Raw genomic sequence first — 24329 nt, 5'->3', positions numbered from 1 at the left:
CGGTCTAGTAGGTACTCATTTCGTGCCACAATGACAAGCACAGAAGGACATAAATATATCTTTATATCTACGGCGAAATGACAAATTTTGCCCCAAAAACGCAAAAAGACGGCCTTTTGAGCCGCCCTTGAGTTTTCCTGAGCGTGGGGACGCTCAGTCGGAGTCGGCTTCCGCCGCCAGTGCCTTCACCAGTTCGACGACCTTGCGACGAACCTTGGGATCGGTGATCTTTACAAACGCGCGGTTGAGCTGAAGTCCCTCCGAAGAGGAGAGGAAATCGACGACGTAGTTTGAACTCGAGGCTTCCGACATGCCACTCAGAGCACCGGAATGTTCGCCGGGAGCGTCTTCGAAGAAGAAGGAAACGGGGACGTTGAGGATGCTTGAAATATTCTGGAGTCGACTGGCGCCAACGCGGTTGGTGCCCTTCTCGTATTTCTGGATTTGCTGAAAGGTGATGCCGAGGCTTTCGCCGAGCTTCTCCTGACTCATTCCCAACATAGTACGGCGAAGTCGAATGCGGCTGCCGACATGAATGTCGATAGGATTCGGCTTCTTCTTATTTTCAATCATGGTCGTGCCCTAGCAAAGAAAAATTCAACCTTGTTCTAACCGGCATGCCCTGACCTCATTCCGTAACGCCACGTTGCAAGTCGCGATAACCCACCTTGAAGCATACGTTACTAACGCCGATTGCTGCCACTATGCAATTTTAGGGGTTTTTGGTCAATTCAACCTGAAAATAAAACCCCTGCGTGAAATTAGCGCAATCAGTATCAGTAACGTTTCAGTCAACCAGAAGTAAGTTTGGCGGGGGTATGATCTCCAGTTGCTTTTTTCAAATCCATCGAGAGTTGCATCAATAAAGCCAATTTCGTCCAATTTTAGGCCTGACACGATTTCGCCACGCGGGTCTACAACCGCCGAAATTCCACTATTCGCATCGCGAATCAGCGGCAAACCGGTTTCGACCGCTCGTACGCGCGCCTGCTGAAAATGCTGGTAGGGACCGGGTGTTGACCCGAACCAGCTGTCATTCGTGATGTTGAGAATGGCATTCGCTTGGCCGATGTCGCCTGTCATTTCATCTGGGAAGATGATCTCGTAGCAGACGAGCGGATAGAATTTCAGCCCGCTAGGAAGCTCGAGCAAATGACGGCTGGCGGCGGCCGAAAAACCACCCGGCATCTCCACCACATTCTGGATACCGAGTTCGTTGAACATGTCTTCGAAGGGAAGATATTCACCGAAGGGAACGAGGTGCACCTTGTCGGAGGCGGCGACGATCTGCCCGCGTCCGTCGATGACATAGATCGAGTTATAATAGCGTGTGGGGTAGCCGGGACCGAGTTCTTCGGCGCGCACGGCGCCCGCGATCAGGATCTGGTCGTCGTCGAGCGTATCGGCGATCCGCGTCAGCGCATCCTTGTTATCGGTGAGGATGAATGGGATCGAGGTTTCCGGCCAGACGATGATGTCAGGCTTCCTGCCACCGTCTTTGGGAGCCTCCGTCGAAAGCTTGAGATGTGTCTCGAAGATCGCCTCGCGATCTGCATCATTGTCCATCTTGATGGCCTGGTCGATTGCCGGCTGCACCAGGCGAACCACAGGCCGCTTGTCCTCGGGCAAGGGCTCGGGTTTCGGCGTGAGATAGAGGATATAGGCGCCGTAACCGAGATGCGCTGCAAAGAGGATTGCCGCGAGGCTGATACCGAGCTTCGCTCCCTGCCGGGTTCCGAGCAGAGCGGGGGCGGCAAAGACGAAGACCGAGAGAGCCGTTACCCCCATGGTGCCGATCACATGCGCGGACTGCATCATGACAGACACGGGCATCATGGCATAGCCGATGGCGTTCCACGGAAAGCCGGTGAAGATGAAGCTACGCACCCACTCAAGCAGGCCGAAGCTGGCAGCAAGTGCTGCAATCCGCCCCATGCCGTCGGACCAGAAGATACGGGCAAGTCCTGCAGCCAACCCGTAAAAGATGGCAAGACAGGCCGGGAGCCCGAGGATGGCGAGCGGTAAAGCCCAGGCAAATTCCTCTGAATCGATCAGCAGCGCATGCCCAAGCCACCAGAGCCCGGCAACGAAATAGCCGAAGCYGAACAGCCAGCCGGTCGCAAATGCCGGCCAGAGCCGACCTGGCAGACTACTTTCCGGCGAGGCGGCCGCCCCGTCGATCAGCCAGACGAGCAGCGTGAAGGAAACGAACATCGCGGCGAAGAAGCCGACGGGAGGTAGCGCCAGCACGCCAAAGGCACCTGCTGCGATCGCAAGCAATGACCGTTTGAAACCCCAGACGAGGATAACCCTGTCCGCAAGCCGCTCCATGCGCACTCCCATCAAAGCCGCGAATCAATCCAATCGCAGTCTTTCAAAAAAGTGCGCGCTTGTCGTCTTACGGAAAGGTCAGTTTGCGGTCGATTCAGCCGGCCGATCGTCGTTTCCGTCGCCGATGAGCGGCCCGTCACCATCCGCCTTGGCGCGGCGGCGGATCGCCTGGCGCTTACGGGTAATGCGTACCCGCTTGATGCGGCGTGGATCGGCGTCGAGAATGTGGAATTCAAAATCGGGCAAAGCCTGCACGACTTCGCCGCGCACCGGGATACGCCCGAGCGCCGAGAAGATCAGGCCGCCCAATGTGTCGACCTCGTCGATCTGCTCGCTGATGTCGAAATCAGGGCCGATGGCTTCGGCAATTTCCTCGAGTTCGACGCGGGCATCAGCGACGAACATGTCCTCCGAAACGCGCTTGAACATCACTTCTTCATCGTCATGTTCGTCGTCGATATCGCCGATCACCATCTCCACGATGTCTTCATGCGAGGCAAGACCGTCGGTGCCGCCATATTCGTCGATGACCAGTGCCATCTGCGTACGGTTCACCTGCATGCGACGCAGCAGATCAGAGGCGAGCATCGAGGGCGGCACGAAGAGGATCTGTCTGATGATACCGGTTTCGGCGAGCGTCTTCTGCAGGTCGACGCGTCCGAGATCGAAATTGGGTTTGGCCGAGCGTGGCGCCTTCTGGATATTTTCCGGAGAGACCTCGATGGCCGGCGCGCCTGCTACAGGCTTCGTACCGCTGCGGCGCTTGTTGCGCGCCTGCTTGGCAACATAGGAAAGAAGGTCGCGGATATGCACCATGCCGCGCGGGTCATCGAGCGTTTCGGCATAGACCGGCATGCGCGAGCGGCCGCTTTCCTCGAAGAGGATCATCAACTCGCCGATCGTGATGTTCTGGTCGACCGCCTCGATATCGGCGCGCGGCACCATGACGTCGGCGACGCGTACCTCGCGGAAGCGCAGGATATTGTGAAGCATCGCGCGTTCGTCGGGCGCAAAGGCATCGGCCGCTGCCGGGTCTGTCATCAGCGCATCGGCGATGTCTTCGCGTAGGCGCGAGCCCTGTTGCGGTCTTAAGATGCGCGCGGCGCGTGACCAGAAGGATGGCGGTCGGTGTCGACTACTGCCACCCTCGTCGGAAGAGGAGGATTGGTCGGAGTCCTTGGCGTCTGACGCCGGCTTCGTTGAAAAGTCGCTCATGGTTCCATTTTAAGGTCTTGACCCTCGTAGGGGTCAGATAGGCCGAGTACTGCTAAAATGCGAGTCTCCAGCCCCTCCATAATTTCGGCTTCGTTATTATTCATATGGTCGTAGCCGAGCAGATGCAAGAAACCATGCACCATAAGATGAGTGAGATGATCGTCAAAGCTCTTTTCGAGCTCATGCGCCTCGCGCTCTACCGTTTCCCGGGCGATGATGATATCGCCGAGCATCGGGCCGGGCATTTTGCCGGGTTTGACCGGGAAGGCTGGAAACGACAGCACATTGGTCGGCTTGTCCTTGCCGCGCCATTCCGCATTGATGTCCTGGATGGAGGCATCGTCGGTAAAGACGAGCGAAACTTCCGGCGGCATCGTCGGGAAGGGCTGCTGTTCCTCTTCCCGCAAGTAAGTGACCGCCGCACCCAGCACGCGTTCGCCAAGGGCATGCAACACATCTTCGGCGGGCCAGCCCGTGTCCTCGATGCTGATCTGTATGTCGAGATCGGCCATCAGTCCTGCCGGCTGGCCTCTTCGTTTGCCGCTACATAGGTCGCGTCATAGGCCTTGACGATGCGGCCGACCAACGGATGGCGCACGACGTCGACATCCCTGAAGCGCACCATCGAGATGCCCTCGACGTCGTTCAGCAGGTGCAGCGCTTCCACGAGGCCGGATTTGACGCCGCGCGGCAGGTCGATCTGGCTCGGGTCGCCGGTGATGATCATACGCGAATTCTCGCCGAGACGCGTCAGGAACATCTTCATCTGCATCGCCGTGGTGTTTTGGGCCTCGTCGAGGATAACGGCGGCGTTGGCGAGCGTGCGTCCGCGCATGAAGGCGAGCGGCGCGATTTCGATGACGCCTGCGGTGATCGCCCGTTCGACCTTGTCGCCGGGGATCATGTCGTAAAGCGCGTCGTAGAGCGGGCGCAGATAAGGATCGACCTTCTCCTTCATATCACCCGGCAGGAAGCCGAGGCGTTCGCCGGCTTCCACGGCCGGCCGCGAAAGGATGATCTTCTCGACGGCGCCTCGCTCCAGAAGCTGGGCTGCGTGGGCGACGGCGAGATAAGTCTTGCCGGTGCCGGCCGGGCCGACGCCGAACACCATCTCCGAGCGCTCAAGCGCCCGCATATAGGCATCCTGTGTCGGCGTGCGCGCGATGATCGTCTTCTTGCGCGTAGAAATCTGCGCCATCGTCAACTTGGCTTTTTTCTCCATCGTCGGCAGCGTGAGCTGGTCGTCGGCTGCAACCGCCATGCGGATTGCGCCTTCCACGTCTGAACGCTCCACACTGCCGCCTTTCTGGAGTTTTTCATAGAGGTAATCGAGTGTGCGTCGCGCCTGATTGGTCGCCAGCACATCGCCCGTAATGACGACGGAGTTGCCACGCGCCCGCGCATCGATATGGAGCCGCTGTTCCAAGAGCTTCAGGTTCTGATCGAACTGTCCGAAAAGTTCGCTGGCGAACCGGTTGTTCTCGAACGTCAGGACGAAGTGATTGGCGTCGCTCGCAATGCGTGGGTGGCGCGGTGAAGATGAAACCAATTCCTGTCCGTTCAAGCGGTCGAGCTCCTTGGGTTAGACCTCAGCCTCTGCGCGTTCGGCAAACAGGCTGTTGGTTCCGGTTCCTGTGATTCGCACTTTAATAATGTCACCGATTTGCGATGCTTTTGCATCAACATTCACAGACTGAAGCCAGGGAGAACGTCCGATGAGCTGGCCCGGCATGCGGCCCGGCTTTTCCAGGAGAAGATCGATTTCCTTGCCGACGCAGGACTCGTTGAATTCCTGCGTCTGCTTGAGAAGCAGCGCTTGCAGGCGTTCCAACCGTTCTGCTTTGATTTCTTCCGGCACCTGGTCCTTCAATTCCGCACCGGGCGTACCCGGCCGCGTCGAATATTTGAACGAGAAGGCCTGTGCATAACGAACCTCCTCAACGAGTTTTAGTGTATCCTCAAATTCGCCGTCTGTCTCCCCCGGAAAGCCGGTAATGAAGTCGCCCGAGRGCGCGATATCGGGGCGGACCTTGCGGATGCGCTCGATGAGGGAAAGATATTCAGCTGCCGTGTGGCGGCGGTTCATCGCCTTGAGAATACGGTCCGAACCGGCCTGGACCGGCAGGTGCAGGTAAGGCATCAGCGTGCGAAGGTCGCGATGCGCCTCGATCAGCCGGTCGTCCATGTCGCGCGGATGGCTGGTCGTATATCGAAGCCGTGCAAGGCCGCGGATATCGGCAAGCCGGTAGAGCAGGTCGCCAAGGCTCCACTCTTCGCCCTTCGGGCCGAGGCCGTGCCAGGCATTGACGTTCTGGCCGAGCAGAGTGATTTCGCGCACGCCGCCATCGACGAGCCTCATCGCCTCCTCGACGATCTGCGAGACCGGTCGCGAAACCTCCGAGCCGCGCGTATAGGGCACGACGCAGAAGGTGCAGAATTTGTCGCAGCCTTCCTGCACCGTCAGGAAGGCGGTCACGCCGCGGGCACGAATCTTCGGCGCCTCGGCGATCGGCAGATGCTCGAACTTGTCCTCGATCGCATATTCCGTATCGACGACGCGGTGGCCTTCCTTGGCGCGGCGCAGCGCCTCCGGCAGGCGGTGATAGGTCTGCGGGCCGATGACGACGTCGACTGCCGGCGCACGGCGCAAGATCTCTTCTCCTTCCGCCTGTGCCACACAGCCGGCAACGCCGATCATCATCTCGCGGCCGTCGGCCGCTTTGCGCTTCTTCATCTCGCGCAGTCGTCCGAGAGCGGAATAAACCTTCTCGGCAGCCTTCTCGCGGATATGGCAGGTATTGAGCAGGACGAGGTCGGCTTCTTCCATGTCCTCGGTTGGCTCATAGCCGTCGCGGGCAAGAGCATCGCTCATGCGCGTCGAGTCATAGACGTTCATCTGGCAGCCATAGGTCTTGATGAAAACCTTGCGGCTGTTGGAGCCATCGCGGAGAGAAACCTCCGGGGCCTGAAGAAGGGCGCTGTCCTGGGTCATGGCGCGTTATCTAGTGGTTTTTGGCGCTCGAGAAAAGGGACTCTTGCCTCAGCCAACGTTGCGGCCGCGAAGGCTGCTGTTCAGCAGGTTGCGGATGCGGGCGGCGATCGTCGCGCTGACGTCCTTGCGATTGGTCTTCTCGCCATATTCGATTGCCTCGCCGAAGGAGACTTCGGCATCGATGGCACCACATTTGAAGATGTCTTTGAGATGCGGCAGAAGCTCGATATCGCCCGGCCATGCGGCGAGCGGGCGGTGATAGCGGCCCATGGCGATACCGTGCACCTGCGTATAGGCAATGGAAACCGGCTGGACCATGACAGAACCGGTCGGGGAATGCGGCACGGCCATGGCGGCTGCACCGAAGAGCGACGATTTGACCTCCAGCAGGCGATTGCCGTCAGAGGTCGTTCCCTCGGGAAAAAGCACGACGATTTMGCCGTCTGCCATACGGCCGGCGATTTCGTTCGCCTGATCGCCGGTGCGGCGTTTTTCCTCCCGCACCACGAAGACGCTCTTCTGCAGCTTGGCGAGAGTGCCGAAAATCGGCCAGTCGCGCACCTCGATCTTGGCGATGAAGGCAACGTCTGCAACGGCCGACATGACCATGATGTCCATCCACGAAGAGTGATTGGAGCAGAGCATCAGCGGCCGGCGTCTCTCAAGTGTGCCGCGCACGCGAATGCGGATGCCAAGACAATAGCAGACGATGCGATGCCAGTGTCGGGGCAGGGTGCGACGCAGCTTCCAGTTAAAATAAAGCGCCAGCACCTGCAGCGGCATGAGCAGGATGCTGACGACAATGATGACGGTAATGGCGAAGGCAATGCGCAGCCTGACGATCAAATGCGGCGCTCCCGGACTGCCATGGTATCAGATTTCGTCTTTCTTCAGCGGGATGCCGTAGAGTTCGAGGCGGTGGTCCACGAGCTTGAAGCCGTGTTCGCGTGCGATCCGCTCCTGCAGCGCCTCGATTTCCGGTGAGCGAAATTCGATCACGGCGCCGGTCTTCAGGTCGATCAGATGATCGTGATGTTCTTCGGGAACCGTCTCGTAGCGGGAGCGGCCATCACGGAAATCGTGCCGGGCGATGATGCCGGCGTCCTCGAACAGCTTCACGGTGCGATAGACCGTCGAGATAGAAATCTTGGCATCGACCTTGACGGAACGCCGATAAAGCTCCTCGACATCGGGATGATCTTCGGAATCCTCGAGAATACGCGCGATCACCCGGCGCTGCTCGGTCATGCGCATGCCGCGTTCAGCGCAAAGCTCCTCAAGGGTCTTGGCTTCCTCAGTCATGGCTGCCTTCTCGCTATTCCTGTCGAGAAGGGAACTACCGAAGAACGCGCTTCATGACAAGCGCTGTGGAGGTAGCCCCATTGGCGTCCTTGTAATAGCCCTTGCGCTCGCCGGCCTGCTCGAAGCCAAGCTTGCGGTAAAGGCCAAGGGCAGCGATATTGCCGTTGTCGACTTCCAGGAACATGCTCTCGCCGCCGCGAAGGCGTGCTTCGCGTATAGCGGCCTGCATCAGACGCCAGCCGAGGCCGGAATGCGCGACCTTCGCCTGCACGGCGACCGTCAGGATTTCCGCCTCGCCGGCAACCTGGCGCGCAAGGATGAAGCCCGGCAAGGTCTTCTTCAGGATGGCGTTGGTCTGGCGGGCAACAAAGCCGAAGACTGTGTTCTGCGAAAGCAGGCTGTGGAATTCGCCGTCACCCCAGGGGCGCGCGAAGCGTTCGCCGTGGAGGACGGAAACGTCGAGGCAATCTTCGGGCTCCATGACGACGATTTCGAATTCCGGTTTCAGCGTCAGATATGCTTCCAGCATTGTCATACTCTTGCAATCGCGTACCCGGCCTGTGGTTTGGCATCGGGTCCACGCAGATAAACGGGCTTCGGCTTTCCGGCATTCGGGTTCGCGGCCGCACCGAGGCGGGCCACGATGGAGATCGGGAATGTGTTGATGTGCTCGCCCGTTGCATCGGGCTTCAGGAGCGGAGTCGCAGAACCGGTGATCTCGCCGTCGAAACCGGCGGCAAAAGCCTGGGCCTCCACTACACTCGCCGCACGCGCCTCGTCGAGCGGCGAACCGTCGGCGGCGAAGGACTGGAGATAGATTTCGTCCCGCTTGGCATCCATCGCTGCGAGCACTGCGCAGCCCGGTGTGTTCTCGCGCTGAGCGGCTGCCATGACCTCGAGTGTGGTGATGCCGACGGCGGGGATATTGAGGGAAAGCGCAAAGCCGCGGGCTGCGGCGACGCCGACGCGGATACCGGTAAAGGAGCCAGGTCCGATGGTGACGGCAATGCGGTCGATATCCGAAAGCGCGACGCCCGCCTGATCCAGCGCACGATCGACGATACCCATCAGATGTTCAGCATGCCCCTTGCCGATCATATCCGATGCCTCCCCCAGCATCGTATTCCTGCCGCTGTCATAAACGGCGGCAGCGCAATCTACACCTGCCGTGTCGAGCGCCAGAACGATCATGCCATCAATTTCCGAATAAACTATTGTCGCCCATCCATAAATCCGTCCGATCCAACCCCAGATGAACGGCCGGACGTATCCGAGATTTTAAGCGGCAATCACTTCCTGCACTTCCGGAACGAAATGGCGCAACAGGTTCTGGACACCGTGCTTCAGCGTAGCCGTCGAAGACGGGCAGCCGGCGCAGGAGCCCTTCATGTTCAGATAGACCTTGCCGTCCTTGAAGCCACGGAAGGTGATGTCGCCGCCATCCTGGGCAACGGCCGGACGCACGCGCGTCTCCAGCAGTTCCTTGATGGTCAGCACGATCGATTCGTCACCCTCGTCGAAGAATTCGTCACCCGCATCGGCATCTTCCGACAGGATCGAGGCATCGCCCATGACCGGCTTGCCGGACATGAAATGCTCCATGATCGAGCCGAGGATGGCCGGCTTCAGATGCTGCCACTCAGCATCGTCCTTGGAGACGGAGATGAAATCATAGCCGAAATAGACGCCGGTCACGCCCGGGATATCGAAGAGGCGGGCGGCGAGCGGCGAAGCCTGGGCTTCATCGGCGTTGCGGAATTCGGCCGTGCCGTTTTCCATCACGACCTTGCCGGGAAGGAACTTCTGTGTTGCCGGGTTCGGCGTGGCTTCGGTCTGAATGAACATCTCGCTCTCCGTGCGGCGGGCCGTGACCTCTGCCGTCTTTAGAATTCTTCAAAAGAAAATAAGCCTATTGTCCGGCCAATTCAAGAGACTGATACTCAAGAAATGACTTAACACAGGGCGTCGATTTCTTCGTTGGTCAGCGTGTCGGGAAGCACGGTGACGGGAATGGGAAAGGCCGCTCCCCGTCCGGCGATAGACGAAACCAGCGGTCCCGGTCCTTCCTTGGCGGAGCTTGCGGCAAGCACGAGGATGGCGACGTCCCGATCTTCTTCGATCACCGCATTGATTTGCTCTGCCGAGTTGCCTTCGCGGATGACAATTTCAGGCTCGATGCCGATCGTCTCGCGTACGATCTGCGCGATCTTGGCGACGGTGGCTTCCGCCTCCTCCCGGGCTTCCGCCCGCATGATCTCMTCGACGCCAAGCCATTGCTGGAAATCGCCTTCCGGGATCACATAGAGAAGGATGAGGCCGCCATTGGAATTCTTGGCGCGCCGTCCGGCATAATGGACGGCGCGTTGGCATTCAGGAGTCCCGTCAATCACCGCTATGAATTTGCGGCGATGACCTTCGAGCCGTGAGAGTCGCTTTGATACCATGGTGCGAACTCTGACACCTGAGACCAAAAATTTGCAAGCCCCCGTTTTGCACGGGAGCTCTGCATGTCGATCGGACTAGTAGAGGAAGCCGATGATCTCTCGAAGTTCGCGCATCGTCACGTCGGCGCGTGCCCTTGCGCGTTCATTGCCGTTGCGCAGGATCGCGTCGATATGGCTCGTATCGCTCATCAGGCGGCGCATTTCGCCAGTGATCGGCGAAAGCACCTGAACAGCGAGATCGATCAGCGCCGGCTTGAAGACGGAGAACTGCTGGCCGCCGAATTCTGCGAGCACCTGCTCCTTCGACTGGTCGGCGAGTGCCGCATAGATCGAAACGAGGTTCTCGGCTTCCGGCCGGCTTTCCAGACCGGCGACTTCGCTCGGCAATCCATCAGGATCGGTCTTGGCCTTCCGGATTTTCTTGGAGATCGCGTCCTCGTCGTCCATCAGGTTGATGCGCGAAAGATCCGAAGGATCGGACTTCGACATTTTCTTCGTGCCATCGCGCAGCGACATGACACGCGGTGCCGGCCCGCCGATCAGCGGTTCGACCATCGGGAAATAGGCATGCACCGGCTCGTTGCCGACAGTGATGTCGATCCCGTAGTTCGTCTTGCGGATATGCGAGCCGTAGTCGAGGTTGAACTTCATCGCGATGTCGCGGGTGAGCTCAAGATGCTGCTTCTGGTCCTCGCCGACGGGAACGTGCGTCGCGCGGTAGACGAGGATGTCGGCAGCCATCAGGCTCGGATAGGCATAGAGGCCGAGCGAGGCCTGCTCGCGGTCCTTGCCGGCCTTGTCCTTGAACTGCGTCATGCGATTCATCCAGCCGAGGCGGGCGACACAGTTGAAGATCCAGGCGAGTTCGGCGTGCTGCGGTACGGCGGACTGATTGAAGACGATATGCTTTTCGGCGTCGATGCCGGAAGCGATGAAGGCGGCCGCGATCGAGCGCGTCTGCGACAGCATGTCCTCGTGGACGAGCTGCGCGGTCAGCGCATGCAGGTCGACGACGCAGTAGATGCAGTCGTTGCCGTCCTGGAGCTGCACGAAGCGACGGATCGCGCCGAGATAATTGCCGAGATGCAGATTGCCCGTCGGCTGAACGCCGGAAAATACGAGCTTCTTGAATTCGCCCATGATGTTGTCCTCGATTAGGCTGGTGGAGGGCCTGACTGTGCCGTTAACGCCGCGGCTTATGCACGGGCGGCCGCTCGCAATCAAGGGGTTCAGCCCGCGGCATGCTGGATCAGATCGAAGGTGTTGCTGTAAGGATCCGCAAAGACTGCGACGGTGCCGTAAACCTCGTGCCGTGGCTCCTCCAGAAAGCGCACCCCGGCTGTTAGCATCGCAGCATGGTCACGCGCAAAATCATCGGTTTTCAGGAAGAAACCCACACGTCCGCCGGCCTGGTTACCGATGGCTACTCGCTGCGCTTCATTTGTCGCCTGTGCCAGCAAAAAGGCTGCCCCATCCCCGCCCTTCGGCTTGACGACGACCCAGCGCTTGCCTTCCGGCTGCACTTCATCTTGAAGGCATTCGAAGCCGAGAGCCTCACAATAGAAGGCTTTGGCGCGGTCATAATCATCGACGACGAGGGTGACGAGGAAGAGGGATTGGGTCACGGGGATCTCCAAATTAGGAAGGCTATTCCAATTATATGGGGGAAAATGCCAGGTTTTACGCCAAATTGATCAGCCTGTTTAGCTAAAATTGAGTATAAAATTTCACAGAAAAGCTTTCTTTGAACTGAAAATCCTCTCGCCGGGCTGGCGGCCCAAGGGGCCGTCGGGATAACCGATCGGAGGGACCATGCAGAACGCTAGTTTGCTCGCCATGGCAGGCCTTTTCGCCCTACAATCAGCAACGACAGCCGTCGGTCAAGATAATCGACGGCAGACTACCCAGCTTCCCAAACACGAGACGCGTATAGCCTACACGATGCAGACCGTCAGTGTTCGCGCCAGCTGTTTTCCGGTGCGATTGCGGGCGATTTTGTCGCATATCGCGGCAAAGACCGGCCGCCGCCCGATGATAACGTCGGGCTTCCGGCCGCATCCCCGCCGCCACGGCTCCTTGCACGGAACGTGCATGGCAGCTGATATCAGGATTCCCGKACTGTCGGAGCGGACGATCATCGCGGCCGCGAAAACCGCACCCGGGATAGGTGGGATCGGCAGCTATTGCAACGGCATCATCCATGTCGATGTCGGGCCGCAGCGACGATGGGTCGATTGCTAAGCAATTCCAGCGATTTTGCGCGCAGAATTGCGCAAAAACAAAGGGATAGAGTATCCCATGCTTCGAAGGAAAACCGGAGATACCCTGATCTCAGGCGTCTTTCGCGGGTGCCGGCTTGCGGTTGAGATTGCGGCGGATCATGCCGAGGTCCGCGCCGCCGATCAGGAAGGCGGTCGCGAAATAGACGACCATCGAAATCGCAATCAGCAGGCCAAGGGTGCCGACCTTGGTTAGAAGCGGGGCGCCCGAGGCAAGCCAGGGTTCCCAGTGCTGCTTGAGGTAGATGATGACGGCGCCCATGACGGCAGAGGCGACGATCAGAAGGACGGCGCGTTTGGCAAGCGCCCATTCCCATGTCAGATGACCGCGTCGCAGAAGTGTCGTGAAGAGCAGCACGGTGCTGATCCAGCCGGCGGTGGCCTCGGCCACAGCGATTCCGGGTGCACCTATGTAGGGAAAGAGGGTCAGCGCCGTGGCGCAGTTGACAGCGACGGCGACCGCCGAAAAACGCATCGGCGTCTTGGTGTCCTCGCGGGCATAAAAGCCCGGCTGCAGTGCTTTGATCAGCACGAAAGCCGGCAAGCCGATGCCGTAAATCGCAAGGATCGAGCCGACGATAACAGTGTTTTCCTGGTGGAAGGCGCCGCGCTCATAGAGCACGCGGATGATCTCGTCCGAGAGGATCCACAGCGCGAAGGCGGCTGGGATCGTCAGGAACAGGACGAACTCGATCGAGCGGTTCTGCAGAAAGGCGGCCTCGCGTAACGCTCCGCCCTTGAGCGAACGGGCAAGCTCGGGCAGCAGCACCACACCGACGGCGACGCCGACGACGCCGAGAGGGAGCTGGTAGATACGGTCGGCATATTGCAGGGCGGCGATGGCGCCTTCGCGGGAGGAGGCGATCGCCTGGCCGATGAGCTGGTTGATCTGCGTGATGCCGCCGGTGACGGCGGCCGGAACGGCAAGGATCAGCAGCCGCTTGACGTTCGGCGTCATCTTCGGGAAGCGGATGCCGATGCTCATGCCGGCATGCAGTACACCGAGATAGACGACGGCGAGCTGCAGGACGCCRGCCGCGAGCACGCCCCAGGAGAGATACCAGGCCGTCGTCAATGGGTCGGCGCCGGTATAGAGCGCGTAGAACAGCGCCCCGATCATCACGACGTTGAGGAAGACCGGTGCCACGGCCGCGGCGAAGAAGTGGTGCAGCGAATTCAGCATGCCGCTCATCATCGCCGTCAGCGACATGCACATGAGATAGGGGAACATCACCGCCGCCATTCGGATGGTGATGTCGAACTTCTCGGGATCATCCGCAAAGCCCGGCGCGATGACGAAGCGCACGAGAAGCGGCATGGAAAACTCCATCACGATGGTGATGAGCAGCAGCACGGAAAAAAGAACGCCGAACACCTCTTCCGAAAAGCGCTTGGCGCCGTCCGTGCCGTTCGCCTCGATCTCCTTGGCAAAGAGCGGCACGAAGGCGGCGTTGAAGGCGCCTTCGGCAAAGAKCCGACGGAACAGGTTCGGGAAGCGGAAGGCTGCATAGAAAACGTCGGCCATCGGCCCTGTCCCCAGCGCCGCCGCCATCAGCGTTTCGCGGGCAAAACCAAAGATGCGGCTGCCGAGCGTGGCGCCGCCGACCGTGGCAAATTTCTTGACGAGGCTCATGTGGGGGAACCGGCTTTCTTTTCGGCCGCAGTAGCGAGAGGCGCGATGATGCCTGATGGCATGCGTTCGCGCAGTTCGTCCTGCTCTTCGGCCATGACTGCTTTCATGCGGGCGGTGATATTGGCGCGCTTGCTGTCGCCGGAGATCTTCTGGCCGACGAGATCGGTGACGTAGAAGCTGTCGATGACTTTTTCACCAAAGGTGGTGATCCGCGCGGACTGGATGTCGAGCGAGAGATCCGACAGCACTGCCGTCATTTCCGACAGCAGGCCCGGCCGGTCGAGGCATTCCACCTCGATGACGGTGAACTTGTTCGACAGGCTGTTGGTGATCGTCACCGAAGGCGGAATGATGAAGGCCTTGCTCTTCTTGCGGTGTTTGGTGCGGGTCGCGATCACCTCGGGCAGCCGCTTGCGGCCGGAAAGCACGTCCTCGATCATCCGGCCGATCGTGGCTGCACGGCGAAGCTCGTCCTCGTCATTCGGAAACTCGCGGCTGACATGGATCGTATCGAGCGCCCGGCCGTCCGAAGTCGTGAAGATCTGCGCATCGACGATATTGGCACCGGCAGCCGCACAGGCGCCGGCAATGACGGCGAGCAGGCGGGGATGGTCGGGTGAGAGAACGGTGATTTCGGTGATCGCGTGGAAGCTGTCGGTGCGCACCGAGGTTGCCAGCGCCTGGCCGGCCTTGTCGGCCTGGCGGATGAAATGCGCATGGCGTATCTGATCTTCCAGCGGCACGGAGAGCAGGTAGGGCTGGTAATGCAGCTTGGCATAGGTGCGGCGGTCCTTCTGGCTCCAGTCGGAAAGCGCCGCATAAAGCGCGTCGGCAGCAGCCTGGGCGCGCTCTTTGCGCGACACTTCGGAGAAGCCGCCGGCCAGCAGCAGCTCCGTCTCATAATAGAGTGTGCGCAGCAATTGCCCCTTCCAGCCGTTCCAGACGCCCGGTCCGACGGCGCGGATGTCGCAGATCGTCAGGATCAGCAGCATCTTCAGGCGGTCCAGAGATTGAACGCGATCGGCGAAGTCGGTGATCGTCTTGCGGTCCGTCAGGTCGCGCGTCTGCGCGACCATCGACATGGTCAGATGTTCCTCGATCAGCCAGACGACGATTTCGGTCTGCTTCTGCGACAGGCCGAAGCGGGCGCAGAGCTTGCGGGCGACGCGTGCACCGGCAATCGAATGATCTTCCTGCCGGCCCTTGGCCACATCGTGCAGCAGAACCGCGACATAAAGAGCCTCGCGATCCTCGATATGCGGCATCAGCTTGTTGGAGAGCGGGTGCAGTTCCTCGGCCTTGCCCTTGTCGATTTCCGACAGAACATCGATGGCGCGGATCAGGTGCTCGTCAACAGTATAGTGATGATACATGTTGAACTGCATCATCGCGACGATCTTGCCGAATTCGGGAATGAAGCGGCCAAGCACGCCGGCCTCGTTCATGCGCCGCAGGATCAGCGCCGGATCGCGCTTGGAAGTGAGGATCGACAGGAAGAGCCGGTTGGCCTCGTCATTCTCGCGCAGATCGTTGTTGATGAGGTTGAGCGAGCGCGTCACGCGCTTCAGCGCATCGGGATGGAATTCGAGCCCGTTGATATCGGCGACGTGAAATAGTCTGATAATGCTGACCGGATCGCGCTTGAGCACATCAGGATTGGCGAGCGTGATGCGGCCGCGATCTTCCACGAACTCGACGCTGCCGGGGATCTTGCGATTGCGGTGCGTAAAGCGGCTGATGACGCCCGTCAGGCCGGGGATCGACTTCGCCTGCTGGTCTTCGAGTGCGGCGCAGAGGATGCGCGTCAGGTCGCCGACATCCTTGGCAACGAGGAAATAGTGCTTCATGAAGCGCTCGACGGCCGAAAGGCCGGGGCGGGAATGATAACCGAGCGCCTCGGCGATCTCGCGCTGGATATCGAAGGAAAGACGCTCCTCGGCCTTCCCGGTCAGGAAATGCATGTGGCAGCGCACGGCCCAGAGAAAGTCGTCGGCCTTTTCCAGCAACCGGTATTCCTGCTTCGACAGCACGCCGAGCGGCACCAGATCGGCGGGGTCGCGCACATGGTAATAATATTTCGAAATCCAGAACAGCGTGTGCAGGTCGCGAAGGCCGCCCTTGCCTTCCTTGACATTCGGCTCGACGAGGTAGCGCGTGTCGCCGGCCTTGCGGTGGCGCTCGTCGCGTTCGGCCAGCTTGGCGGCGATGAATTCCGGTCCCGTGCCGGTGACGATTTCCTTGTCGAAGCGGGCTTCCAGCTCCGTTTCGAGCGGCTTCAGCCCGCAGATGTAACGCATCTCCAGAATGGCGGTGCGGATCGTCATATCCGACTTGGAAAGCGCGATGCATTCCTCGACGGTGCGGGTCGCGTGGCCGACCTTGAAACCCATGTCCCACAACATGTAAAGCATGAACTCGACGGCTTTGTGCGTCTCTTCCGCCGGCTTCGGCAGGAACAGGAAGAGCAGATCGATATYGGAGCCGGGCGCCAGCGTGTCGCGCCCATAGCCGCCGACCGCCGTGACCGCGAACTTGTCCTTCTGCTTCGGAAAGATATGCGCAGTCGCGAAATTGTAGAGAACGGCGATGATCTGGTCCTGCAGCCAGGAAATCCGGTGCGCGCAGTCGAGCCCGCCCCCCTGGGCGTCGAGCAGTTCGCGCGCCTTCCGACGTCCTTCAACACTCGCCTTCTTCAGAACGGAGAGAAGATCGTTGCGCAGAACGTCCGGACGGTTGCGGTTAGCCTCGGCAATGGCGTCGCATTGCCCCTGCAGCAGTTCCACGTCGAGGATTTCTGAGAAATCGCTGGTGCGCGTTGCCATCGGCTGGGCGATTTCCTGTCCGGTCCTGGCCGCTTGCTCGTGGCGCGCCTCTGGTTTCGTCTGCATGCGCTATAGCCTCTTTGCCCGCCTGATGACACAGCCGTCCATATTGCATGAACCTTTAAATTTGGCGAAATGGTGTTGGCAAGCCGTCGGCCACGGACGCTTTGCCGCAAGTTCTCAGGCAGACGGCTGTGTCAGCAGCGTATTGAGAACCTGCCGCGTCTCGCTCATGATGCCGTCGAGCGTCGCCTTGTCGCATTCGCGGTATCCAGCGTCAATGATTGCACCGCTGAACGCGCCGATCTTCAGGCAGGAACCAGTGATCTTCGCCATGCCGATCGGCGTGTTCCAGCCGCGCGCCTCCAGATTGCCATCAGATTGTTTCATGATCTCCAGCATCGAGACGATGACGGAGAGGCGCTGCGTTTCCTGAAGCAGTTTTTCCATGAACACGGGCGCGGCTCCTACTTCATTTTCTTTTTAAGGTCGTAAAGCGCGTCGAGCGCCTCGCGCGGTGTCATATCGTCGAGGCTCATCGCCTTCAGGGTTTCTTCGACCTTGGAAGGCCCGCGTGACGCCTCTTCACGGCGCACCGCCACCTGGAAGAGCGGCAGGTCGTCGATCAACTGACTCGCTGGGTTCTTGCGGTCGGCGTCTTCGAGTCGGGTCAGCACGTCGCGCGCGCGCGCCACGACGGATGCCGGCAGTCCGGCAAGCCGCGCGACCTGAATGCCGTAGGACCGGTCGGCTGCACCCGGACCGACTTCGTGGAGGAAGATGACGTCGCCGTCCCATTCCTTCACGCGCATTGTTGCGTTCGATAGCCGGGCAAGCTTTTCGGAGAGGACCGTCAGTTCATGGAAATGCGTGGCAAAGAGCCCACGGCAGCGGTTGGCCTCATGCAGATGCTCGACAGCCGCCCAGGCGATGGAAAGACCGTCGAATGTCGCAGTACCCCGGCCGATTTCGTCTAGAATGACCAGCGAACGATCGCTGGCCTGATTAAGGATCGSCGCAGTCTCGACCATCTCCACCATGAAGGTGGAACGCCCGCGCGCCAGATCGTCGGATGCGCCGACGCGTGAGAAAAGCCGGTCGACGATGCCGATATGCGCAGACGTTGCCGGCACGAAGGAGCCCATCTGCGCAAGAATGGCGATCAGCGCGTTCTGGCGCAGGAATGTCGACTTACCGCCCATGTTCGGGCCGGTCAGCAGCCATATCGCGCCATCCTTGCCGTCGGAGACGGGCGACAGATCGCAATTATTGGCGACGAAGGGACCGGTGGACTGCCGACGCAGTGCCTGTTCGACGACAGGGTGKCGGCCGCCTTCGATGGCAAACATCTTCGAGCCGTCGACCAGCGGCCGGCAATAAGCCTGTTCTTCGGCAAGCAGCGCCAGGCCTGCCGCAACATCGATGACGGCGAGCGCCCGCGCGCCTGTCTTGATTACTTCGGCCTCGGCGACCGTCGCTTCCGTCATCCGGTCGAAGGCGAGGAATTCGATCTGCAGTGCGCGGTCGGCGGCGTTGGCGATGCGGCTTTCGAGATCGGCAAGCTCGGTCGTGGTGAACCGCATGGCATTCGCCATCGTCTGGCGGTGGATGAAGCGGGCTTTCGCCTCGGATGTATCGGTCATCGGTCCGGCATTGCCGGCGGTAACCTCGATGAAGTAACCGAGAATGTTGTTGTGCTTGATCTTCAGCGACTTGATGCCGGTCTCTTCGGCATATTGCAGCTGCAGGCCGGCAATGACGCGACGCGACTGGTCGCGTAGCGCCCTGACGTCGTCGAGGTCGGCATTGGCACCATCGCGCAGGAAGCCGCCATCGCGTTTCAGGAGCGGCAGTTCATCTGCAAGGTTTTCCGCGAGCAATATTTCGAGGCCGGACGGCAGGGCTTCCAGCCCCATGCGGGCCTGTTCCAGCTCTTCCGGCAGCATGGCGCTTCCCAGCAGGCCGGCAAGATGCGCGGCAGTGCCCAGCCCCTGGCGGATTGCCCAGAGATCGCGGGGGMCGCCACGGTCGAGTGCCAGGCGGGAGAGCGCCCGCGGCATGTCGGGCACATGTTTCAGGGCATCGCGCAATTCGCCGCAGAGCGACGGCTCCTGCATCAGGAAACCGATTGAATCCAGCCGCTCGTTGACGCGGGCTGGATCGGTGAGCGGCGACATCAGCCGTTCGGCCAGCAGCCGCGCTCCGCCGCCGGTAGTTGTCCGGTCGATCGCCTTGAGCAGCGCGCCGTTACGATCGCCGGACAGCGTGCGCACAAGCTCCAGATTGGCGCGCGTGGCCGGATCGATGAACAGCGTCGAGGCGCCGCTTTCCCGTTCCGGCCTGCCGAGTGGCGGCCGTTCGGCAATCTGGGTCTTCTCCACATAGGCAACGGCTGCTGATGCTGCCGCAAGCTCAGCGCGTGAAAAACTGCCAAAGCCGTCAAGCGTCGAAACGCCGAAATAGCGCGCTATGCGGCCTTCCGCCGTCGCGCTGTCGAAAAGCACAGCCGGCTGTGGAACGGCGGTGCGGCCKAGCACATCGAAAACGGGCTTCAATTCCGGATCGTGGAAGATCGTGTCCGGAACGATGAGTTCGCGTGGGTCGATACGCAGGATATCGGCAAGCAGCCGCGAAGCCTCGGTCTCGGCCAGCCGGAAGACGCCGGTGGAAATATCGATCCAGGCAAGCGCCAGTACCGGCTCCGAAGTGCCGCGGATGCGCGACAGCGTCATCAGATAGTTCGATTCCGAAGGAGAAAGCAGCTTCTCCTCGGTAATGGTGCCCGGTGTAACGAGGCGGACGACATCGCGCTTGACGACGGATTTCGATCCGCGCTTCTTGGCTTCCGCCGGATCTTCCACCTGCTCGCAAACCGCGACGCGATAGCCGAACGCGATCAGCTTCTGCAGGTAATCGTCGGCCGCATGCACCGGCACGCCGCACATCGCAATATCCTGCCCCATGTGCTGGCCGCGTTTGGTCAGCGTGATGCCGAGCGCACGCGAAGCCTCGAGCGCATCCTCGAAGAACAGCTCGTAAAAATCGCCCATGCGATAGAAGAGCAGCGAATCCGGATTGTTCGCCTTGATCTCGATATATTGCTCCATCATCGGCGTCGCCGAGGCGCGACTTTCCTCTGTCGCAAGCTCGGCTGCCGAGAAGGCTTCGTTTCTGGTGTCTATTCGTGCGTTCACGGAGGTGCAGTTTTTCCCAAAAAACAGGTGCCAACCCTATCCGGCCGCCGCTATAGATGACAACAGCAATTGGGGAAGAGGAAAACGTCACCCACAAGACGTTTGGAGGAGTTATGTCGCAGATGGAGAAGAAAGAACGGTCGGTGACGTCTGTCACCGATAAGGAAGCGCTTGAGTTTCACGCAATGGGTCGGCCCGGCAAGCTGGAAATCAACCCGACCAAGCCGATGGCGACGCAGCGCGATCTCTCGCTTGCCTATTCTCCCGGTGTCGCGGTGCCGGTCAAAGCCATCGCTGAAGATCCGGCGACGGCTTACGATTACACGACCCGCGGCAACATGGTTGCCGTCATCTCCAACGGCACGGCCATCCTCGGCCTTGGCAATCTCGGCGCCCTGGCTTCCAAGCCGGTCATGGAAGGCAAGTCGGTTCTCTTCAAGCGTTTCGCCGACGTCGATTCCATCGACCTCGAAGTCGACACGGAAAATGTCGACGAGTTCATCAACTGCGTCCGTTTCCTCGGCCCCTCCTTCGGCGGCATCAATCTGGAAGACATCAAGGCGCCGGACTGTTTCGTCATCGAAAGCCGCCTGCGCGAGCTGATGGATATTCCTGTTTTCCATGACGACCAGCACGGTACTGCGATCATTGCCGCCGCCGGCCTGATCAACGCGCTGGAACTGACGGGCCGCGACCTGAAGACGACAAAACTTGTCTGTAACGGCGCGGGTGCCGCTGCCATCGCCTGCGTCGAGCTCATCAAGTCGATGGGCTTTGCGCCCGAAAACATCGTCCTGTGCGATACCAAGGGCGTCATCTATCAGGGCCGCACCGAGGGCATGAACCAGTGGAAGTCGGCCCATGCGGCCAAGACCGACACGCGTACGCTGGAAGAGGCGATGAAGGGCGCGGATGTCGTTTTCGGCCTGTCGCAGAAGGGCGCCTTCTCCGAGGAGATGATCCGCTCCATGGCCGACCGGCCGATCATTTTCGCCATGGCCAATCCCGATCCGGAAATCACGCCGGAGGAAGTCGCCCGTGTCCGCGATGATGCCATCATGGCGACCGGCCGTTCGGACTATCCGAACCAGGTCAATAACGTGCTGGGCTTCCCCTATATCTTCCGCGGCGCCCTCGACGTCCGTGCCTCGACCATCAACGATGCGATGAAGATCGCCGCCGTGAAGGCGCTCGCGAGCCTCGCCCGTGAGGACGTGCCTGATGATGTCGCGGCCGCCTATCAGGGCAATCGCCCGCGCTTCGGGGCCCAATACATCATTCCTGTTCCCTTTGATCCGCGCCTGATCTCGGCCATTCCGGCGGCCGTTGCCGAAGCGGCGATCGAAAGCGGCGTCGCTCGCAAGATCATCACTGACATGGCTGGCTACAAGCGCGAGCTTTCCGCTCGTCGCGACCCGATCGCCTCCACGCTTGCAAGCCTCTACGAACGCGTTCGCCGGCATCCGAAGCGTGTTGTTTTCGCCGAGGCCGAAGAGGAACAGGTGCTGCGCGCCGCCATGGTCTATGCCAACCAGCAGCTCGGCACCGCCATCCTGCTCGGCCGCGAGGATCTGATCCGCGCAACGGCCGAGCGCGCCGGCATAGRCCTCAATCGTCCAGGTCTCGAGATCGTCAACGCGCGCATCTCGACCCGCGTCGAGGCCTATATCGATTATCTCTATGCCCGCCTGCAGAGGAAGGGCTACTTGCACCGCGACGCACAGCGCCTGATCCATAATGACCGCAACCATTTCGCTGCCACTATGGTGGCGCTAGGCGATGCAGATGGCATGGTGACGGGCATCACCCGCAACTATTCGACGGCACTCGAAGATGTGCGCCGCTGCATTGACCATAAGCCGGGCCATCGCGTGATCGGCGTGTCGATCGCGCTTTGCCGCGGCCGCACGGTCTTCGTTGCCGACACTGCGGTTCACGATATGCCGACGGCCGAGGAGCTTGCCGATATTGCGGAGGAGGCTGCAGGTCTCGCGCGCCGCATGGGCTACCAGCCGCGCGTCGCGTTGCTCGCCTATTCCACCTTCGGCCATCCCTCGGGTGAGCGTTCCGAGCGTGTGCGCGAAGCTGTGAAGATCCTCGACAAGCGTCGCGTCGATTTCGAGTATGACGGCGAAATGGCCGCCGACGTTGCCCTGAACCGTAAGGTGATGGAGCAATATCCCTTCTRCCGCCTCTCCGGTCCGGCCAACGTCCTCGTCATGCCGGCATTCCACTCGGCATCGATCTCGACCAAGATGCTGCAGGAACTCGGCGGCTCGACGGTCATCGGACCCATCCTCGTCGGCCTCGACAAGGCGGTGCAGATCACGTCGATGGGCGCCAAGGATAGCGATATCGTCAACATGGCTGCGATTGCGGCCTATGCTGCCGGCTCCTGATAAATAATAGAGGGCGGACCGCTGATGTGGTCCGCCCGAACGGCTTATCCCGCAAAAGCGATCAGATTTCCATCTGGATCGCAGACGATGAATGTTCTGGCACCCCAGGGTTCCAGCCGCAGCGGCTGGTGAAAAGGAACGCCGTTTGCGGTGTATTCGAGAAACAGCGCCTTCACGTCATCAAGCGTAATCGTCGCGGACAGGATATCCTTCTCGCGTTGGCGAATCTCCGGATGGAAAGCCGGCATTTCGACGTGTCGGAGGTTGAGCCTCGCCGCACCGCGAACGACCTGTGCGTAGAAGGGCGGCTCGCCATAAATGAAGCCAGGAGCGAAGCCGAGTTTCTGTGAGTAGAAATCACAGGCAGCGTGAATATCGCTCACGAAAAGCTGCGGTTGGGCATCGAGCAGTGTCGGTTGGGAGGCAGATTTCTGTCCAGTTGTTGCATTCATGTCGGTGAGCCCCTTTTTGAGCGCCGACCAGCTTTCAAAGCCCTCCTGTGCCGCCACGAGTTCCTGCGCATCGGCAAGCTTGAATTCAAGCTCGAGGATTTGCTGGTCGTTGAGATGGCGGTAACGGGCAAGCCAGCAGCGGATCTCCGCAGCGACAGGATAATAGCGATCCTGATGCCAGCGTTTAAACTGCTTGGCTTTCTTTCTGAGGTTTTCGAAATTCGGCATGGCGCAAGGTTTTGATGTTGTAGGCGGGCATAGCCCAGCCGGCACCATTGCCGATGCGCCCTACTGAAAACGCCTGATAAGAATGAATTGACAAGACGCAGCCGTCAAGCGGCCGCCTCAGCTTGCGAAACGGCCTGCATCCGCACCGTAATAGTTCAGATAACGATCGGAAATGCTTGATATCGGTAGCACGATCAGCACGTCGGTCGTATTGAACGCCTGATCGACGACCGCATGGGAGCCGACCATGGCGCCGAGGCGCAGGTACCCCTTGATAAGCGGCGGCAGCGCCATCAGCGCCCTTTTCGGATTGACGCCTTCGGCCGGCATCAGGTCCATGTCGCGCGCCAGATGCGGCAGCGCGCCGACGGCCCATTCATCCTTGGCGAGCACGCTGTGGTAGAGGAAGGAGAGAGCCAGAGCATGACTTTCCGGGTGAACGCCCGGGAAGGAGGCGCAGCCGAACATGGCGCTCATGCCGTGCTTCAACGCATAGGCCCAATTGCCCTGCCAGAGCAGTTCGACGATGCGCTTGGTGCGGTATTCCGGCAGCACGCAGGAGCGGCCGAGTTCCATGAAGCGCTTGTCGGGATGGCGGGCGATGAGCTCATCGATGGCAAATTCCGAAGCCGAGTAAAAACCACCATTGGCCATGGCGACGTCCTGCCTGAGCAGGCGGTAAGTGCCGACGATCTRGTCTTCGGTATCGCCCTCGATCGAGCGGTCGAGAACCAGAAGATGGTCGCAGAAGGCGTCGTAAGCGTCGACATCGCGCTCACGACGCATGGCGTCCGCCGGCAGCTGAGCCTTCATTTCCTCGACGAAGACACGGTAGCGCACGGACTGAGCGGCATCGATCTCGCTCGCTGTACGGGCGAGGCGGGTTTCGAGATTGCCGATGCGGCCAAAAACGTCGCCTTCCTTCGGGGCAGCAGCCGTCGACGGCCGGGAGACCTCGGCGGTAGCGTCACAATTAAGGATGTCAACAGACATGGCGATTCTCCCGTCTCCGGCTTATCACACGCCATAAAACACTTA

At 60.2% G+C, this 24329-nt stretch carries 22 protein-coding genes; 2 read left to right on the top strand and 20 right to left on the bottom strand.

The window, feature by feature from the left end; translation table 11 throughout:
* Positions 1-153: 153 nt before the first annotated feature.
* The 14 genes from AC1DNW_RS10280 to AC1DNW_RS10215 form a co-directional block, all read right to left on the bottom strand.
* Positions 154-573: a helix-turn-helix domain-containing protein gene (locus AC1DNW_RS10280; RefSeq protein ID WP_113298333.1), complete on the bottom strand. Its 420-nt coding sequence runs from the start codon at positions 571-573 to the stop codon at positions 154-156.
* A 153-nt stretch (positions 574-726) separates the two neighbouring features.
* Positions 727-2331, bottom strand: a complete 1605-nt coding sequence (gene lnt, locus AC1DNW_RS10275) for an apolipoprotein N-acyltransferase (protein ID WP_477852578.1) — start codon at positions 2329-2331, stop codon at positions 727-729.
* Between the two features lie 78 nt (positions 2332-2409).
* Positions 2410-3546, bottom strand: coding sequence for a hemolysin family protein (locus AC1DNW_RS10270; protein WP_115035817.1), 1137 nt, complete (start codon positions 3544-3546; stop codon positions 2410-2412).
* The gene (ybeY, locus tag AC1DNW_RS10265; protein ID WP_113298336.1) at positions 3543-4058 is read right to left on the bottom strand and encodes an rRNA maturation RNase YbeY; all 516 of its coding nucleotides are present in this window, start codon (positions 4056-4058) and stop codon (positions 3543-3545) included. Before ybeY ends, AC1DNW_RS10270 begins: the two co-directional genes overlap by 4 nt.
* Entirely contained in the window at positions 4058-5110 is a 1053-nt protein-coding gene (locus tag AC1DNW_RS10260; protein ID WP_113298337.1) for a PhoH family protein, read from the bottom strand. The genes ybeY and AC1DNW_RS10260 overlap by 1 nt, the downstream gene beginning before the upstream one ends.
* 18 nt (positions 5111-5128) lie before the next feature.
* Positions 5129-6538, bottom strand: coding sequence for a tRNA (N6-isopentenyl adenosine(37)-C2)-methylthiotransferase MiaB (gene miaB / locus AC1DNW_RS10255; protein WP_477852575.1), 1410 nt, complete (start codon positions 6536-6538; stop codon positions 5129-5131).
* 48 nt (positions 6539-6586) lie between these two features.
* Positions 6587-7384: a lyso-ornithine lipid O-acyltransferase gene (gene olsA / locus AC1DNW_RS10250; RefSeq protein WP_477852573.1), complete on the bottom strand. Its 798-nt coding sequence runs from the start codon at positions 7382-7384 to the stop codon at positions 6587-6589.
* Positions 7385-7411: 27 nt separating this feature from the next.
* A complete protein-coding gene (locus AC1DNW_RS10245; protein ID WP_113298340.1) occupies positions 7412-7840 on the bottom strand; it encodes a ferric uptake regulation protein in 429 nt (142 codons plus the stop codon).
* Positions 7841-7874: 34 nt separating this feature from the next.
* Positions 7875-8375, bottom strand: coding sequence for a GNAT family N-acetyltransferase (locus AC1DNW_RS10240; protein WP_477832392.1), 501 nt, complete (start codon positions 8373-8375; stop codon positions 7875-7877).
* Positions 8372-9031: a tRNA (adenosine(37)-N6)-threonylcarbamoyltransferase complex dimerization subunit type 1 TsaB gene (gene tsaB / locus AC1DNW_RS10235; protein WP_113307760.1), complete on the bottom strand. Its 660-nt coding sequence runs from the start codon at positions 9029-9031 to the stop codon at positions 8372-8374. Before tsaB ends, AC1DNW_RS10240 begins: the two co-directional genes overlap by 4 nt.
* A gap of 87 nt (positions 9032-9118) precedes the next feature.
* Positions 9119-9685, bottom strand: a complete 567-nt coding sequence (locus AC1DNW_RS10230) for a NifU family protein (protein ID WP_113307761.1) — start codon at positions 9683-9685, stop codon at positions 9119-9121.
* A 107-nt stretch (positions 9686-9792) separates the two neighbouring features.
* On the bottom strand, positions 9793-10284 hold the full coding sequence (locus AC1DNW_RS10225; RefSeq protein WP_477852570.1) for a universal stress protein: 492 nt from the start codon (positions 10282-10284) through the stop codon (positions 9793-9795).
* Between the two features lie 75 nt (positions 10285-10359).
* Complete coding sequence (gene trpS, locus AC1DNW_RS10220; protein WP_113307762.1) at positions 10360-11424, bottom strand: tryptophan--tRNA ligase; 1065 nt, start codon at positions 11422-11424, stop codon at positions 10360-10362.
* An 89-nt stretch (positions 11425-11513) separates the two neighbouring features.
* Entirely contained in the window at positions 11514-11909 is a 396-nt protein-coding gene (locus tag AC1DNW_RS10215) for a VOC family protein (protein ID WP_113307763.1), read from the bottom strand.
* A gap of 187 nt (positions 11910-12096) precedes the next feature.
* Here AC1DNW_RS10215 and AC1DNW_RS10210 point away from each other — a divergent pair, with 187 nt between their 5' ends.
* On the top strand, positions 12097-12525 hold the full coding sequence (locus AC1DNW_RS10210) for a YcbK family protein (protein ID WP_477852568.1): 429 nt from the start codon (positions 12097-12099) through the stop codon (positions 12523-12525).
* 90 nt (positions 12526-12615) lie between these two features.
* On the opposite strand, the gene murJ is transcribed toward AC1DNW_RS10210, so the two are convergent.
* The 4 genes from murJ to mutS all read right to left on the bottom strand — a co-directional run bounded on the left by murJ (position 12616) and on the right by mutS (position 20212).
* Entirely contained in the window at positions 12616-14196 is a 1581-nt protein-coding gene (gene murJ / locus AC1DNW_RS10205; RefSeq protein WP_477852567.1) for a murein biosynthesis integral membrane protein MurJ, read from the bottom strand.
* A complete protein-coding gene (locus tag AC1DNW_RS10200; RefSeq protein WP_477852566.1) occupies positions 14193-17084 on the bottom strand; it encodes a [protein-PII] uridylyltransferase in 2892 nt (963 codons plus the stop codon). The genes murJ and AC1DNW_RS10200 overlap by 4 nt, the downstream gene beginning before the upstream one ends.
* Positions 17085-17198: 114 nt before the next feature.
* Positions 17199-17474 (bottom strand): hypothetical protein, encoded by a 276-nt coding sequence (locus AC1DNW_RS10195; RefSeq protein WP_113298350.1) that lies wholly within the window; start codon positions 17472-17474, stop codon positions 17199-17201.
* Positions 17475-17485: 11 nt separating this feature from the next.
* Positions 17486-20212, bottom strand: a complete 2727-nt coding sequence (gene mutS / locus AC1DNW_RS10190; RefSeq protein WP_477852565.1) for a DNA mismatch repair protein MutS — start codon at positions 20210-20212, stop codon at positions 17486-17488.
* A gap of 113 nt (positions 20213-20325) precedes the next feature.
* On the opposite strand from mutS, the gene AC1DNW_RS10185 reads away from it, so the two are divergent.
* The gene (locus tag AC1DNW_RS10185; protein ID WP_477852564.1) at positions 20326-22611 is read left to right on the top strand and encodes an NADP-dependent malic enzyme; all 2286 of its coding nucleotides are present in this window, start codon (positions 20326-20328) and stop codon (positions 22609-22611) included.
* Positions 22612-22655: 44 nt separating this feature from the next.
* Here AC1DNW_RS10185 and AC1DNW_RS10180 read toward each other — a convergent pair whose 3' ends face one another.
* Together AC1DNW_RS10180 and olsB are read right to left on the bottom strand one after the other, a co-directional pair.
* A complete protein-coding gene (locus tag AC1DNW_RS10180; protein WP_113307768.1) occupies positions 22656-23291 on the bottom strand; it encodes a bleomycin resistance protein in 636 nt (211 codons plus the stop codon).
* Between the two features lie 117 nt (positions 23292-23408).
* Complete coding sequence (olsB, locus tag AC1DNW_RS10175) at positions 23409-24284, bottom strand: l-ornithine N(alpha)-acyltransferase (RefSeq protein WP_477852562.1); 876 nt, start codon at positions 24282-24284, stop codon at positions 23409-23411.
* Positions 24285-24329: the final 45 nt, after the last annotated feature.

The organism is Rhizobium sp. 05L429, from assembly GCF_056397645.1.
This window is presented reverse-complemented; position numbering and strand designations above follow the sequence as displayed.